Here is a 15,176-nt window from a genome sequence, read left to right as displayed (position 1 = left end):
GCATGCGTATGTTATGCATTAGCTCTGTACACTATTTACGCAAACTGCCCCGCCCAAAGCGTAAAGCTTCGAGTGGGGCGGTTTGCTATTTATCTACCTGTTTGCCGGTTTTAGCGGTGCAGGTCGAAGCGGTCCAGGTTCATTACCTTGGTCCAGGCGGCCACGAAGTCGCGCAGGAACTTCTCGCCCGCATCGTGGGTGCCGTACACTTCGGCAATGGCGCGCAGCTCCGAGTTCGAGCCGAAGATGAGGTCGACGCGGGTACCGGTCCACTTCACTTCGCGGGTTTTGCGGTCCAGGCCTTCAAACAGCTCATCGGCCTCGGAGGTGGCGCGCCAAGTGGTGCCCAGGTCCAGCAGGTTCACGAAGTAGTCGTTGGTGAGCTGGCCGGGACGGTCGGTAAACACGCCGTGGCGCGAGCCGTCGTAGTTGGCATCGAGCACGCGCAGGCCGCCTACCAGCACCGTCATTTCGGGGGCCGTGAGGGTCAGCAGCTGGGCGCGGTCGATGAGCATGGCTTCGGCCACGGCCTCGTGGTGCTGGGCCAGGTAGTTGCGGAAGCCTTCGGCGCTGGGCTCCAGGGCCTCAAACGACTGGGCGTCGGTCTGCTCCTGCGTAGCATCCGTACGGCCAGGGGCGAAGGGCACCTCTACCGACTGACCCGCCGCGCGGGCCGCCAGCTCGATGCCGACACCACCACCCAGCACAATCAGGTCGGCCAGGGAAACCTGCTTGCCGCCGGTCTGGCTGGCGTTGAACTGCTGCTGAATGGCCGTGAGCTTATCCAGCACTTTGTCCAGCTCGGCGGGGTTGTTGGCGGTCCAGTATTTCTGCGGAATCAGGCGGATGCGGGCCCCGTTGGCACCGCCGCGCTTATCGGAGCCGCGGAACGTGGAGGCCGAGGCCCAGGCCGTGCGCACCAGCTCGGCCACCGTTAGGCCCGAGTTGGCCAGCGTGTTTTTCAGCGCGGCCACATCGGCCTCGTCAATCGGGGCGTAGTCGGCTTTCGGCAGCGGATCCTGCCAGATCAGCTCCTCGGCGGGCACCTCGGGGCCTACGTAGCGCGAGATGGGGCCCATGTCGCGGTGGGTGAGCTTAAACCAGGCGCGGCTGAAGGCATCGGCAAACTCCTCGGGGTTTTCTAGGAAGCGGCGCGAAATCTTCTCGTAGATGGGGTCTACGCGCAGGGCCAGGTCGGAAGTGAGCATGAACGGCGCGTGCTTCTTCTCGGGGTCGTGCGCGTCCGGAATCAGGCCTTCGCCGGCGTTGTTTTTGGGGCGCCACTGGTGGGCTCCGGCGGGGCTTTTGGTCAGCTCCCACTCAAACTCAAACAGAAACTTGAAGTAGTCGTGGCTCCACTGTGCGGGCGTGGAGGTCCAGGCACCTTCCAGGCCGCTGGTGATGGTGTCGCCGCCGTTGCCGGTACCGTAGGAGTTCTGCCAGCCCTGGCCCTGCTCGGCAATACCGGCGGCGGCGGGCTCGTGCTTCACGTACTTGGCGGGGTCGGCGGCACCGTGGGTTTTGCCGAAGGTGTGGCCGCCGGCAATCAGGGCCACGGTTTCCTCGTCGTTCATGGCCATGCGGGCGAAGGTTTCGCGGATGTCGCGGGCCGAGCCCATGGGGTCGGGGTTACCGTTGGGGCCTTCGGGGTTCACGTAGATGAGGCCCATCTGCACGGCCGCCAGCGGCTTTTCCAGCTGCCGGTCGCCGGAGTAGCGCAGGTCGCCGCCGAGCCACTCCTTCTCCGAGCCCCAGTAGATTTCGTCCAGCGGCTCCCACACGTCGGCGCGGCCACCGGAGTAGCCGAACGGCTTGAAGCCCATCGACTCCAAGGCGCAGTTGCCGGCCAGAATCATGAGGTCGGCCCAAGAAATCTGGCGGCCGTATTTCTGCTTCACGGGCCACAGCAGCAGGCGGGCCTTGTCGAGGTTGGCGTTGTCGGGCCAGCTGTTGAGCGGGGCGAAGCGCTGCATGCCCGAGCCGGCGCCACCGCGGCCGTCGGCAATGCGGTACGTGCCGGCCGAGTGCCAGGCCATGCGGATAAAGAACGGGCCGTAGTGGCCGTAGTCGGCGGGCCACCAGTCCTGGGAGGTGGTCATCAGCTCGAACAGGTCCTGCTTCACGGCGTTCAGGTCGAGCTTCTTGAACTCTTCCACGTAGTTGAAGTCCGGGTCCATCGGGTCCGACAGCGTGGAGTGCTGCCGCAGGATGTTGAGGCGGAGCTGATTGGGCCACCAGTCGCGGTTGCGGGTGCCGCTGCCGGCCACCTGCTTCAGCTCCCCGTTCAGGAAGGGACACTTCGCCACGGAAGTGTCGTTCATGAAGTACTCGGTGGTGTTGTTTTCGGGGGCGTGCCCCTTTTGTTCGTGCGCCATGGGTTGGGTTAGGATGGTTTTGAACGTACTGCTGAAAGACTCCGGTTATTTGCCGCCCGCCATCGGCGGGACTTTCCGTCCGGCCTTAAAACAGGCGTTTCGGTATCGGGCTCAAAAGTAAAGAACGCCTTCCAGATAAGAATCATTCTTATGTAGAAAGACAAAATATCGTTGTGAATGTTTGCCTGCAGGCGGTAAAAGGTCGCAGATTGTGGCTATATAGGTTGCGTGAGATTTGGCAGGAAGCCAGCATACCACTTTGCCCGAACCGTGCAATGAAGCGGTAGAGATGCTTCGTGGGGCTCAGGATGACGGACTTTTAGCCGACACGCCTTCTACCCCAGACACAAAAAAAAGCCCCGTCAGATGCCGAAGCATCTGACGGGGCTTTCTAGTTCGGGTAATCAGCCGACTACATTTCAGCCAGCATTTCCCACCGGTCGTTGAGCTGGGCCAGCTCCTTTTTCACCTGCTCAAACTTGAGGGTGGTATCCTTGAGCTGGGCGGCGTTCTGGTAGATCTGGGGGTCAGCCAGCTGGGCCTCGTACTGGGCCAGCTCCTTTTCCCGCTCGTCAATCTTCTTTTCCACTTCGGCCAGCTCCTTCAAGGCCTTTTTCTGGTCGGGCGAAGGGGTTTTGGCGGGCGCGGCTTCTACCTTCTTCTCCTCCTTCGGCAGGGGTTTGGGGGCCGAAGGTGAGGGCAGGCCGGCTTTCTTGGCAGCCTTCTCCCGGTCCTCCTGCCACTGCTCGTACTCGGCGTAGGTGCCGGGGTACTCCTTCAGCTGGTAGTCCTCAATGTACCAGATCTTGTTGGCCACGTTCTCTACGAAGAACCGGTCGTGGCTAATCACGATGTAGGTACCCTGGTACTGGTCGAGGGCCTGGATCAGGATGTTCACCGACTGCATGTCTAGGTGGTTGGTCGGTTCGTCGAGCAGCAGGAAGTTGGCCTCCGAAATCAGGGTTTTGGCCAGGGCCACGCGACTTTTCTCGCCGCCCGAAAGCACCTTGATTTTCTTGTACACCTCGTCGCCGGTGAACAGGAAGGAGCCCAGCACGGTGCGCAGCTCCATTTCGGTGCGCTTGGAGCCGGCCTCTACCATCTCCTGCAGAATCTCGTTTTCGATGCGCAGGCTTTCCAGCTGGTGCTGAGCGTAGAACGACATAATCACGTTGTGGCCCAGTTGGTGGTTGCCGTTGGTGGGGGCCTCCTGCCCCGCTACTAGCCGCATCAGCGTGGATTTGCCCTTGCCGTTGGCCCCGATGAGGGCAATTTTGTCGCCCCGCTCGATGTGCACGTGCGTGTCGCGGAAGATGATTTTCTCGCCGTACTTCTTGCCCACGTGCTCCATGCGCAGGATGTGGCGGCCGGGCGTCACGGTGAAGTTGAACTTGATGTTCACGCGGGCATCATCGGCGGCCACGTCCTCAATGCGCTCCAGCTTGTCGAGGGCCTTCACACGGCTCTGGGCCTGCTTGGCTTTCGAGGCTTTGGCCTTAAACCGCTCAATAAACCGCTCAGCCTGCCGGATCTGGGCCTGCTGGTTTTCGAACGCGCCCTTCTGAATGGCGTTGCGCTCCTCCTTTTCTTCGAGGTAGAAGGAGTAGTTGCCGGCGTAGGGAATCAGCTTGCCGCCGGTTACCTCCACGGTGGTGTTGGTGGTGCGGTCCAGGAATTCCCGGTCGTGGCTCACAATGATAACGGCCCCTTCGTAGCCGGCCAGGTAGTTCTCAATCCACTTGATGGAGGGCAAGTCCAAGTGGTTGGTCGGTTCGTCGAGCAGCAGCAGGGAGGGTTGCTGGAGCAGGATTTTGGCCAGCATCACGCGCATGCGCCAGCCCCCCGAGAACAACTTCAGGGGGCGCTGCAGCTCCTCGGTGGTAAAGCCCAGGCCTTCCAGGATTTCCTCGGTGCGGGCCTGCATGGTGTAGCCGCCCAGCGCTTCGAACCGTTCCTGCAGGTCGGCCAGTTTCTCCACCAAATCGTCGGTGTAGTTGGTTTCGAACTCCAGCAGTACCTCGTCAATCTTCTTCTGAATATCCAGCGCCTCGCCAAAGGCCTGCATGGCCACCACCAGAATGGACTCGTGCGAGTCGTACGAGAGCAAATCCTGGTTCAGGAAGCCCAGGCTCACGTCCTTGCTCATCGAGATGCTGCCGCCGTCGGGCTTGTACTCGCCCACCAGAATGCGCAGCAGCGTGGATTTGCCCCGGCCGTTCAGCCCGATCAGGCCAATCTTATCCTTAGGTTTGATGTGCAGGTTGGCCTTATCGTAGAGCGTACGGGAGCCGAAGTGAAAATCGAGGTCGGTAATGGAAATCATCCTACTTTGCGGGGCTTGAAGCCGCAAAGGTAGGACGTTTCTAGATTTTAATCTCTTTTCTTGATATAACGCAATTTCGCACGAGCTACATTTGGATCCTCAACTTCAATTCTATTTGCCTTTCTAAGGTTCTGAAGGATTCTTTTTATTTTATTCTCAGAACCCTCTCCTGTAATATTTCTTGCGACTTTATTAGAAACCCATTCATTATTCTCAAGATATGCCATTATTTGATCTTCATAAGATTTTAACTTTTCATGCGAAATAGTAACCAAAACATTGTTATCAATTTCCTCTATTATTGGTCTTACTAAGCCAATACTTTGCATTGCTTTAAAAGCAGTATTTAATCCTTCACCTAAATCATGATTTATAGGATTTGGAAGTTTATTAATTATACGAACAATATTAGGATTCCTAGAAAAGTGAGCATCCAATATATTATCAATAGTAACATTACCTGGCAATCTACCAGGTGACTTAATTTCAATTCTATCATCATATATAGTCACATGAATATCATCAGCTATACTATAGTCTCTGTGAAGTATAGCATTTACTAGTATTTCATGCACTGTTTCGACAGGATATGCAACCTCAACCTCACCTCCGTTAATCATGAATGTACTATTTTTAATAATTTCAAAAATTCTCTCTTCAGAATCTTTTGCCATTATTTCAATAGGACCATTTACAACATCTATACCAGACAGCTGTTGCCTTTTATAATCCTTGGAAGTAGTTTGCATTCTTATAATTTTAATACCACATTTAGTTGAAAGTATTTCCTGAGGCTGCTCATCGAAAAGCAGTGCAGCTGCAACAGTTATTTTGGATTTTTTTTCATCTTTTAAAAGTCTATTTCTTTTTAAAAATTTAATAGGATCTTGCAAACTATTAACGTTACTTAGATAATCTTGTAAAAATTTAGAGCTTGTAATATCTTCAATATCTACTCCCTCTACCCCTGTATCCTCGTACCGATAAAAACCTTTTGCATATGCTAACTTAACTATCTTCTCGCCTTTTATTTTAACAGATTGTGCATTTAATCTAACAAAACACTCTCCTTTAGAATTATAATGAACCTTATCAGATTTAGGAACAACAATATGCAATATATATTCTTGATTTAAGGTAATCAAGAATTCAGCCACAACTCCTTCAACAGCAGGTTCAGTATCTTGAAGCAGCTGATATAACATTTGATTAGCCTCCTCTGCATTAGAGAATCCATCCACTCTAAATAAATTTCCCTGAGATTTTAACTCCTCTATACCAATATATAAGTCTCCTCCATCAGAATTTGCAAAAGCAACAAAATGATTTTGCAATTTCCCTGCATCTATTCTTTTGCTTTTAAAATCCAGAATATAACTTTCTTTTTTAGAAAGTATTACATTTAGCTCCGCCTGACTCACAGAAATTTCCTCAAACATATTCTTATTTTTTTATTATTTAACAACAAATATATACCATATATTATTGATTGCAAATTTTTCACACAACCTCAAACACCCCCGCTCTGCCCATCTGCCGCTCCGGCAACGTGACTACCGGAAGCAGGCCGGGCATACACAACTTGCCGCGTAGCTGGTAGCGGCCGGTTCGCCCTGTATCTTGCGGGCTGAACCTCTCCCCTACTCCTGCCGCATGAACCGCCGCCTGCTTCCCGTTGCCCTGCTTCTTACTTTCGCCGCCTGCCGCTCCACGGAGCAGGAAGGCTCCGTGGCCGAATCCCGCGACCAGAACCTGACAGAGCTGGAGGGCGAGCAGTCGACCACCGAGAAAGTGGGTAATACAGGCCGGGGCCACGCCTACGTGCGCCGCTTCTACGAGCAGAAAGGCCGCTACTACGCCGTGCTCGACTACGTGCAGTTCCTGAAGGGCCCCGATGCCGTGGCCGCCGCCCAGCGCCGCGGCGACGCCATTGCAGAGGTGCAGAACGGCGACACGGTGTACTCGGTGCCCAACGACTACTACATCGTAAACGAAAATAAGAAGGAGCGCACCCTGCCGCTGCGTAACGGGGCCACGTTCCGGTTCTGGCAGAACGGGGGCAACGGGCTGGCACAACGTCCGCTGGCCCCGGCCCAGGTACTGGCCACCCCGCCCGCCTCGCTGAAATACGCGCCGTTTGTAGTGGAAACCCGGCAGGGCGAAGTAGTGAGCCTCACGGAACAGTTTGTGCCGTAGCCACCGACAGACCGGTCCGCCCCACAGCGACTATGCACCCAGGCGAGGCCTGGCCTTGATAACCCATGAAAATACCTGAAACGCGGCGTCCCGGAGAAATTGACTCTCGTTAGGACACCGCGTTTCAGGCGTTTTCGTGGGTTATGAGGTGTTACAAAAGCCGGTGATACTAGCCTACAAAGGGGGCTTTGAACTCCGGAGCCATACGCTTCTTTGACGCCTGCTCATAGGCGTAGGCCAGCGTCAGCAAGGGCCCTTCCTGGTAGGCTCCGCTCACGAAGGAGAGGCCTACTGGCAGGCCATGCACCTGCCCCATAGGCACCGTAATGTGCGGGTAGCCCGCCATAGCCGCCGGGGAGGAAAAGCCCGGTCCGCCGCCCGAGTCGCCGTTAATCAGGTCGATGCAGCGGGCGGGGGCGTTGGTTACAGCCACTATGCCATCCAGCTTTTCCTGGCGCAGTACACCATCCAGGGCGGCTTTAGCCCCGTCGTGCGACTTACGCAGGGCGGCCTGGTATTTAGGGCTGCTGAGGCCTTCCAGCTTGTTGGAATCTTCCAGGATTTCCTGCTGGAAGAATGGCATGGCCTTGGGCTTGTTTTCGGTGTTGAAGCGGATGACATCGGTGAGGGTTTTTACGCCGGCCCCGGCCGTGGCCAAGTACTTATTCACGCCGTCCTTGAACTCATAGAGCAGCACATCGTACTCGGCCTGGCCCAGCGGATCGGTGAGCTTTTCCACCTCCACCTCCACGATGATAGCTCCCTGGGCTTTGAGCACTTCCAGGGCGGCTTTCAGAAGCGGCACGGCATCGGAAGAGCCCGTAAGGTGGGCTTTTTCCACGCCCAGGCGCTTGCCTTTGAGGCCATCGGCCACCAGAAACTTCGTGTAGTCGGGCTGAATTTTGCCGGTGCTTTCCTTGGTTACGGCGTCCCGGGCATCCGCGCCGGCCAGCGCGCTCAGCAGCACGGCCGCGTCGCGGACGGTGCGGGTCATGGGGCCGGCCGTGTCCTGAGTGGCCGAAATAGGAATGATTCCCGCCCGGCTCCACAGGCCCACGGTGGGCTTCAGGCCCACCAGCCCGCAGCACGAGGCCGGCGACACGATGGAGCCGTCGGTTTCGGTGCCGATGGCCAGGGCGCAGAGGTTGGCCGCCGCCGCCGCACCCGAGCCGGAGCTGGAGCCGCTGGGCGTGCGGTCGAGGATGTAGGGGTTTTTGGTTTGACCGCCGCGGCTGCTCCAGCCGCTGGTGCTGCGCGTGGAGCGGAAGTTGGCCCACTCGCTCAGGTTGGTTTTGCCCAGTATAATGGCCCCGGCCGCCCGCAGCTTCTGCACAATAAAGGCATCCTGCGAGGCCTTGTGGCCGGCTAAAGCCAGGGAGCCAGCGGTAGTCTGCTGCTGGTCGGCGGTATCGATGTTGTCCTTAATCAGCACTGGAATGCCGTGCAAAGGGCCGCGCAGCTTGCCGTTTTTGCGCTCCTCATCCAGCTGATCGGCCAGTTTGAGGGCGTCGGGGTTGGTTTCCAGCACGGCGTGGAGTTTCGGGCCGGCTTTGTCAATCTGCTCGATGCGCTGCAGGTAGAGCTCCGTGATGCGGCGGGCCGTGAGCTGGCCGCTTTTCATTTTTTCCTGCAAATCGGCCACGGTGGCTTCGTGCAGTTCGAAGCTGGTATCGGGGCCGGCGGCTTCATCGGCGGCCGTAGTGGCGGGCTGGTCGGACTTATCGGGGGTAGTGGAGCAGGCGGCGAGGGAAACGGTGGAAAGGGCGAGGCCGGCGAGGGAGCCGTTGCGCAGAAAGAGTCGGCGGTTCATAGAAAGTGGGTTTGGCATTTCAAGGTACTGGAGAAGTAATCCAATAAAAAGCTTGCCCCGTAAGTACTTCAATCAGCCAAATACGTGTTGCTACGTATAATCAGCAGCGTTTAGCAGAATTATCAGACATCGAAGCAGCTATTTATCCGTAAGCTCATGCTTAATTACCCTTGTTTCGCTCTGCTGCTCTGCTTTTACCACCCACACTGCCTATAGTAGTTTATTCATGCAACTTGAACTTATCCTAGAACAACCAGGCATTAGCATCAGCTACGACCATGATTTGCAATGGCAGTATGTGAACTGGCAGGGCGTGCATGACTCTGCCTCGTCGAGGCAGGGGTGCCTGCTGATGCTGGAGGCCATGCGGCTGCGGCCCGCCGCCAAAATCCTGAACGACAACTCCAACATTACATACACCTCCGTTTACCTCACCGAGTGGAGCCTTAACTGGCTGCGGGAGATGCACACGGCGGGCCTGCGGTACCTGGCGTGGGTATACGCGCCGGTATTTCCGGAGCGGCAGGCCACGGAAGCCATTGTGCAGTACTTATCCAATCCTACCGTCGCCTCCTTTGATGATGTAGCCAACGCCTACAACTGGCTGCTGCGGCAGCATGTGTCGCCCGGGGTGTAGGGCGGGACCGCAGCGGCTGAATTATGCACTAACCCCGGCAGGCGAAGCGCACGTATCCGGATACGTATTCCATAACGCCCCCTGTTTATGCATTTCCCCACGCTGCCGGCCCGGACCGGCTTTTTTGTAGCTGCCGTTTCCGCAGCCTTGCTCGTTACGGCCTGCTCCGACGATGACGACACCGTCACTTCCACTCCCGCCCTGCCAGACGCCGTGGCCTTTACCCAGGCGGGATTGTATCCGGAAGGAGTGCAGTACGATGCCTCCCGCAGCCGCTTTCTGGTCAGCTCTCAAACCCGGGGGGCCGTGGGCCAGGTAACCGATGATGGCACCTACACGCAATTTGCCGATGACCCGGCGCTGATTTCTACCATCGGCATGCGTGTGGACGAGGGCCGTAACCGGCTGCTGGTGGCCGTGTCCGACCCCGGCTACAACACCACCCGCACCACCGCGGCTACCCAGCGCAAACTGGCCGGGCTGGCCATTTTCAACCTCACCTCCGGCCAGCGTACGACCTACGTTAACCTCGGCGGACTGCGGCCGACCCAGAACCATTTTGCCAATGATATTGCGGTGGATGACCAAGGCAATGCCTATATCACCGACAGCTTCTCGCCCATTATCTACAAAGTTGACGCCCAGGGTACAGCCACCATATTCCTGGAAAATACCCAACTGGCGGCTCCGGCTGGCATGTTCGGGCTGAACGGCATTGTCTATCATCCTGGCGGCTATCTGCTGGTAGCCAAATCCGATGAAGGCGCGCTGTTCAAAATTCCCCTCACCAATCCCACTGCTTTCACCAAAGTAACGCTGCCCCAGGCCCTCACCGGGGCCGATGGCCTGCTGCTTCAAGATAACATCACTTTGCAGGTAGTCACCAATGCCCAGGCCAAAGTGAACCGCTTGGTTTCGGCCGATGGCTGGACTTCCGCAACGGTATCGGGCATTTTCAGCACGCCGCCGCAATACCCCACCACCCTGGCCCGCCGCGAGGGCGCCGACAGCTACGTGCTTTACTCCAACCTGAATGCGCTGCAGGCCAACCAGAACCCACCGGTTTCGGTATTCACCATTGCCCGGGTAAAATTCTAGTTGAACCACATAGCCAGGCGCTACAAAGCGGTGCTAAGCCAATTCTGAATCGGCTTAGCACCGCTTTTTGGCGCCTAGCTATTCGGCTTCGCTGAGTTTTTTGGAGAGGATACGCGGCACACCGGCACTGTTGAGCAATCCGCTTACCAGCCCCTGCCGCCACAGTGAAAACACGGAATAGCGCCGCTCCCGATCCGAGAGGACAGTACCGGTTTCGAGGGCTTTACCTGGCTTCCGGGGGTTGTTGTCCCGGATTGCCAGCCCATTGATCAGCGTGGTTTCAATGCGGTGGAATACACCCGGCCGGTTCTGGCGGTTCAGGCGCTCCAGCTTCAGGTCGCTGTACCGGCCCCACATGGTGCCCCGGGCGGCAGTCTTATCCAGCGTCATCCGGAAGCGAATCTGCTGAATCTGGCCGCTCCGGAACCGCAAACCGCGCGTGGGTACCGTCATGGAGTTGAGAATAGCCAACGGGGCAGCCCCGAACGTGCCCCTGATGGTGTGGTAGCCACTAGGGTCCAGCAGGTTTGCCCGGAGTACCAGCCGGGCCCGGCATTGGTTCTGCAGCCAGCCGGTAGCTTCGCCGGTGAGGGGGTGCGCGGCATTCATGCGGGCGGGGTCGTTGCTGAGGTTGCGGAGCGTACCGCCGAACCGGGTAATCTGCATGGTGCCGGGCCCGGCCTGCCGGGGCGCACGGTAAATCATGGTAAGCGTGGCCTGACTGACCTGCAGCTGCCGCACGGCAAACCGGAACGGCACCCGGCCCAAAGCCTCGGGCGTTACCCTGGAAATAGCCGGGTTAATTGGAAAGCGTCCGTCGCTGCGGGTGCTGACGCGGGCGTTTCGGATGGCCAGCGTGGTTGCCCGCAGCTCGGCCCGGTTAATTGCAGCCGGGTAATCGAAGCCCATCAATTCCATCTCCGGCAGCCGGACCGATACGTGAGCGGCCTGGTGCCCTTTGCGACGGGCCAGCTCCACCACCGACATAGTGGGCAGCACCAACACGTCGGTAAGTTGCAGCTGACCGGCGCGGGTATCGGCCCGTAGCACCTGCCACGACAGGTGATAATACGGCGCGTTGAGCGTAGCCGTAGCCCGGCCGGTTTGCAGCTGCCACCGGCGGGCGTAGTACATGCCCACTGGCCGGCTTGGGTGCGGCAGTATCTGGATGGTTGTGCCCCGAAGCTGTACGTCGGCTACGGCCGGGGCCAGCTCGGTACCGGCTACGCGCACACTCCCGTCGCTGACGGCAATCGTCTGCAACCGGCACACCTGCAGGTAGAGTTTCAGCACTTCGTGCAGGCTGGGTGGTTTTTGGGCGGGCAGTGTAAAAGCCAGCCGGGGGGAGGTTACCTGCAGCGAATCGGCCTGAAACCGGCGGCGGGTCAGTTGAGCCCCATCCACCCCCGTCAGGGCCAGTCGGGGCACCGTCAGGCTTACCCGGATAACGGGGCTGCGCCGGGCCGTGATGGGCTGATGCGGATGAATAAGCAACGAATCCAGCAACAGCCGGCGCGCCGTGGAGGAAGCCCGTAGCTGCCGCAGCCCGATGGTGTGCCCGGGCACCTGCGCCAGCACGCCACGCACTACCGCCGCCACGCTGCCCGCGTAGCCAATACGGCCCGAATCAGCAGCCCCGGCCGCCCTCAGGCGGATATCCTGGCTTTCCAAGGAAGCATCCGCTACCTGCAGAACGGGCCGGGAGGCCGGCCCGTAGCGGACCCGCAGGTGCCGGATGCCAACCCGGCCAATACGCAGCCCCGCAACCGGCAGCCGCCGATACAGCGGCTCAGCTCCCACGCCGGCCGGCAGGCGGCTCAATTGTACTGTTGCTGAGTCAAGCGCAATACTATCCACGGGCACCTCGGAGCGGCGTAGCAAAGCTCCCCAGCTTACCCCGGCAATGCGGAGCCGGCGCACCGCCAGCTCCACGCGGGGCAGCTTCAGCGAGTCGGGTGTGGACGCCACGGTGCGCAGATGGATGTTCCGGGCCTCGGCTCCTAAGGGCCACAAGTGCGTGCGGAGCCGGCCGATTCGCAGCTGGTAGCGACCATGACTGACGGTGCGAACCTGCTGCTCGGCCGTGCGTTGCAGCCAGGGGTCGAGCCAGAACGTAAGACCGGCCCAGCCAAGTACTGCGAGTAGCAGAATGCCTATGACCAGCCAACGGCCCCAGTGGTGCCGTGGAGCAGAGGTAACGGTAAGAGCGGAGGCAGCAGCAGAGGGCACGGCACCGCTTACGCAGGCACCGCCGGTAAAGATTACCCGGCGGCATATTCCTGGCTTGAAGGCCAACCGGAATACGCGCATAACTCCTACCTTCGCTACCGTCGTTACTGCTCATATTTCCCTTTTTATGACGCTGCCCCTGCCTTCCAACGACCCAGCCGCTGCCGCGCTGGCTGCCATCAGCCATTCGTTTCACAGCTATAAAACTTTAGCCGACCGGGCCCTGGCCCAGCTCAGCCCGGCCGACTGGCTGGCGGCTCCCTCGGCTTACGGCAACAGCATAGCCGTTATTGTGCAACATATGGTGGGCAACCTCCGCTCCCGCTTCACCGACTTCCTGACCACTGACGGAGAGAAGCCGACCCGCAACCGTGACCAGGAGTTTGAGCAGCCCGCTACGGCCGCAGAACTGCCGGCACAGTGGGAAGCGGCCTGGCATATATTGTTTGAATTGCTCGACGGCCTGCAGCCCACCGATTTGCTGCGCACGGTGTACATCCGGGGGGAGGCGCACACGGTGCTGGGGGCCCTGCAACGGCAGGTGGCGCACTATGCCTACCACGTGGGCCAGATTGTGCAGCTGGCCCGGGAGCAGCGCGGCGCCGAGTGGCAAACGCTGAGCATTGCCCGGGGCCAGAGCGAAAACTTCAACGCACGTATGCAGGCGCAGGCCAACCAATAGCACGTGCTTACAGTTACTTATCCGATGCTTGCAATAACGTCTCTTCTGAATTCGCAGAACGCGGACCGGATCAACCGGCTCATTAAAAGCCTGGAAACTGAGTTTGGGCTGGATGATGTACAGGCCACGCCCGATCCGCACATTACCTACCAGCTGGCCGGAGTGCGCAAGCTTTCGGCTCTCAAGCAGGTAATCCGGGATGTGGCGCGCCACACGCAGCCGTTTGCGGCCCACACCACCGGCCTGGGCGTATTTCCGGGGCCCAACCCGGTGATTTACATTCCGGTGCTGCGTTCCGATGCGCTCAACCATCTGCACCGGCGTATTCTGCGGGCTACCGCCCCCCTGTGCCTGCGCACCGACAAGTTCAGCGGGCCCGACTGCTGGCTACCGCATATTTCCCTGGCCCTGCACGATACCACGCCCGAGCTGCTGGGCCCCGTGATGCAGTATCTCAATCAGCAGACCTTCAATCTGAAGCTCTCCATCAACAATCTGGCTATTCTGCGGCAGGAAGAGGAACAGTTTGTACCCGAGAAGATTTTCACCTTCGAAGGCCATAAGCATGAGCCGGTTCCCTCCCTGTTCAAAGCGGCCGGCTAGCAGCGGGCGGGGCCGGGTCCACCCCAGCTGCGGCCCCGCCCCGGCCAATAATCCGTAACCCCTGCTACCTTTACCGCCTCCTTTTCATCATCTCACCGTTTCTGTTTCATGTACCAAACTGTACTGCTGCTGCACTCCTGGACACGCTGGCTCGTCCTCCTCTTCGGCCTTATTGCTATTTTCCGGGCCTTTTCGGGCTGGCAGGGCCGCAAGCCGTTTGTGGGGGCCGATAATGGCATGGGTGCCGCCTTTGTAGGCTCCATGCACCTGCAGCTGCTGCTGGGTATTATTCTTTACTTCATCAGCCCGGTAGGGGTGAAAGCCTTTGAAACCGCCGGCAGCGCCGTAATGAAGGACCCCACCGGCCGCTTCTTTGCCGTAGAGCACTTGGTAGGCATGCTGTTGGCCGTAATTGCCGCCCAGGTGGGCCGCACGCTGTCCAAGAAAGCCACCGACCCGGTACTCAAGCACAAGAAGGCATTTACTTGGTTTTTAATTGCACTTATCCTTGTTTTGATTATGATTCCGTGGGGCATCTGGAATCCTGCGCGCCCCCTTTTCCACACATAATCTGGCATTAGCAATAGTTTCAGGGCATTTTTTCGCCTTGGGTAAAAAGGTCAGCCGGCGGCTGACCTTTTTTTGTTATTCCGTGATGTAGTCATCGGCAAATAGCTATATTGCCGCTGTTCTTTTACCCCACCTCACCATCTACACACGTGAACAAACTTCTCCCCTTCGGTTTGCTGCTTCTCATGGGTTGCGAACAGTCCGTGGCCCCCATCCGCCCTGTTACCAGTCAGCAGGGCTCCACGGCCGACCAAGCACTGGCCGCCACCTCCACCGACTCCTACATGCGCGGCTTTGCGCAGTATGAGCAGTGCCTGTGGGGCAACGGTATCTGTGCCGTAGCTGCCTCCCCCGATATGGAAACCGGCCGTAGCGGTCCGGCTCTGCGCACACCCCGCGTACGGCTCACGCTGCGCGGCCAGCGCCTCGACGTACAGTTCCTGACTCCCTTCGATCCGGCGGTTCGCGTGCTCACCATTCGCCCTAATGAGGAGTTTTTCGTGGCCCAGCCCGAAACCGACGCCCTCGGCGTGAATGCCCTCAAAATCAAGCGCGGCGCCTACCCCGTTGATGCTAACATGGGCCAGTATGGCGGTATGCATTTCAACGTGCAGGTGTTTTAAGCCAGCCGTTTAGTCCGCCCAAAACAAACC

General features: G+C 58.4%; 12 protein-coding genes. 7 read left to right on the top strand and 5 right to left on the bottom strand.

The window, feature by feature from the left end; all coding sequences use genetic code 11:
- Nucleotides 1–110 precede the first annotated feature (110 nt).
- The 3 genes from katG to EI291_RS09670 all read right to left on the bottom strand — a co-directional run bounded on the left by katG (nt 111) and on the right by EI291_RS09670 (nt 6,137).
- Nucleotides 111–2,321: a catalase/peroxidase HPI gene (gene katG, locus EI291_RS09680; protein ID WP_240635492.1), complete on the bottom strand. Its 2,211-nt coding sequence runs from the start codon at nt 2,319–2,321 to the stop codon at nt 111–113.
- Between the two features lie 466 nt (nt 2,322–2,787).
- A complete protein-coding gene (gene abc-f / locus EI291_RS09675) occupies nt 2,788–4,698 on the bottom strand; it encodes a ribosomal protection-like ABC-F family protein (RefSeq protein ID WP_125419614.1) in 1,911 nt (636 codons plus the stop codon).
- A gap of 47 nt (nt 4,699–4,745) precedes the next feature.
- On the bottom strand, nt 4,746–6,137 hold the full coding sequence (locus tag EI291_RS09670; protein ID WP_125419613.1) for an RNA-binding domain-containing protein: 1,392 nt from the start codon (nt 6,135–6,137) through the stop codon (nt 4,746–4,748).
- Between the two features lie 214 nt (nt 6,138–6,351).
- Here EI291_RS09670 and EI291_RS09665 point away from each other — a divergent pair, with 214 nt between their 5' ends.
- Nucleotides 6,352–6,894, top strand: a complete 543-nt coding sequence (locus tag EI291_RS09665; protein ID WP_125419612.1) for a hypothetical protein — start codon at nt 6,352–6,354, stop codon at nt 6,892–6,894.
- Nucleotides 6,895–7,063: 169 nt separating this feature from the next.
- On the opposite strand, the gene EI291_RS09660 is transcribed toward EI291_RS09665, so the two are convergent.
- A complete protein-coding gene (locus EI291_RS09660) occupies nt 7,064–8,704 on the bottom strand; it encodes an amidase (RefSeq protein WP_125419611.1) in 1,641 nt (546 codons plus the stop codon).
- A gap of 226 nt (nt 8,705–8,930) precedes the next feature.
- Between EI291_RS09660 and EI291_RS09655 the strand changes: the two genes are divergently transcribed.
- Both EI291_RS09655 and EI291_RS09650 read left to right on the top strand, forming a co-directional pair.
- Nucleotides 8,931–9,341: a hypothetical protein gene (locus EI291_RS09655; protein ID WP_125419610.1), complete on the top strand. Its 411-nt coding sequence runs from the start codon at nt 8,931–8,933 to the stop codon at nt 9,339–9,341.
- A gap of 87 nt (nt 9,342–9,428) precedes the next feature.
- Nucleotides 9,429–10,439 (top strand): SMP-30/gluconolactonase/LRE family protein, encoded by a 1,011-nt coding sequence (locus EI291_RS09650; protein WP_125419609.1) that lies wholly within the window; start codon nt 9,429–9,431, stop codon nt 10,437–10,439.
- Nucleotides 10,440–10,517: 78 nt separating this feature from the next.
- Here EI291_RS09650 and EI291_RS09645 read toward each other — a convergent pair whose 3' ends face one another.
- Nucleotides 10,518–12,668: an AsmA family protein gene (locus EI291_RS09645; RefSeq protein WP_125419608.1), complete on the bottom strand. Its 2,151-nt coding sequence runs from the start codon at nt 12,666–12,668 to the stop codon at nt 10,518–10,520.
- Between the two features lie 127 nt (nt 12,669–12,795).
- Here EI291_RS09645 and EI291_RS09640 point away from each other — a divergent pair, with 127 nt between their 5' ends.
- The 4 genes from EI291_RS09640 (at nt 12,796) to EI291_RS09625 (ending at nt 15,146) form a co-directional block, all read left to right on the top strand.
- On the top strand, nt 12,796–13,350 hold the full coding sequence (locus EI291_RS09640; RefSeq protein WP_125419607.1) for a DUF1572 family protein: 555 nt from the start codon (nt 12,796–12,798) through the stop codon (nt 13,348–13,350).
- Between the two features lie 24 nt (nt 13,351–13,374).
- Entirely contained in the window at nt 13,375–13,953 is a 579-nt protein-coding gene (locus EI291_RS09635) for a 2'-5' RNA ligase family protein (RefSeq protein ID WP_125419606.1), read from the top strand.
- Between the two features lie 108 nt (nt 13,954–14,061).
- On the top strand, nt 14,062–14,523 hold the full coding sequence (locus tag EI291_RS09630) for a hypothetical protein (protein ID WP_125419605.1): 462 nt from the start codon (nt 14,062–14,064) through the stop codon (nt 14,521–14,523).
- Nucleotides 14,524–14,672: 149 nt separating this feature from the next.
- A complete protein-coding gene (locus EI291_RS09625; RefSeq protein WP_125419604.1) occupies nt 14,673–15,146 on the top strand; it encodes a hypothetical protein in 474 nt (157 codons plus the stop codon).
- Nucleotides 15,147–15,176: the final 30 nt, after the last annotated feature.

It is taken from the genome of Hymenobacter rigui (genome assembly GCF_003944715.1).
In the GTDB taxonomy this organism is placed as follows: Bacteria; Bacteroidota; Bacteroidia; order Cytophagales; family Hymenobacteraceae; genus Hymenobacter; species Hymenobacter rigui.
Note: the sequence above shows the minus strand (reverse complement) of the source record. Positions and strands in the feature narration are given on the sequence as shown.

Excerpts from the sequence above, each read along its gene's own strand:
- katG (WP_240635492.1), bottom strand. The coding sequence starts at position 2,321 with ATGAACGACACTTCCGTGGCGAAGTGTCCCTTCCTGAACGGGGAGCTG.
- EI291_RS09650 (WP_125419609.1), top strand. The coding sequence starts at position 9,429 with ATGCATTTCCCCACGCTGCCGGCCCGGACCGGCTTTTTTGTAGCTGCC.
- EI291_RS09670 (WP_125419613.1), bottom strand. The coding sequence starts at position 6,137 with ATGTTTGAGGAAATTTCTGTGAGTCAGGCGGAGCTAAATGTAATACTT.
- EI291_RS09640 (WP_125419607.1), top strand. The coding sequence starts at position 12,796 with ATGACGCTGCCCCTGCCTTCCAACGACCCAGCCGCTGCCGCGCTGGCT.
- abc-f (WP_125419614.1), bottom strand. The coding sequence starts at position 4,698 with ATGATTTCCATTACCGACCTCGATTTTCACTTCGGCTCCCGTACGCTC.
- EI291_RS09660 (WP_125419611.1), bottom strand. The coding sequence starts at position 8,704 with ATGAACCGCCGACTCTTTCTGCGCAACGGCTCCCTCGCCGGCCTCGCC.
- EI291_RS09665 (WP_125419612.1), top strand. The coding sequence starts at position 6,352 with ATGAACCGCCGCCTGCTTCCCGTTGCCCTGCTTCTTACTTTCGCCGCC.
- EI291_RS09630 (WP_125419605.1), top strand. The coding sequence starts at position 14,062 with ATGTACCAAACTGTACTGCTGCTGCACTCCTGGACACGCTGGCTCGTC.
- EI291_RS09635 (WP_125419606.1), top strand. The coding sequence starts at position 13,375 with ATGCTTGCAATAACGTCTCTTCTGAATTCGCAGAACGCGGACCGGATC.
- EI291_RS09655 (WP_125419610.1), top strand. The coding sequence starts at position 8,931 with ATGCAACTTGAACTTATCCTAGAACAACCAGGCATTAGCATCAGCTAC.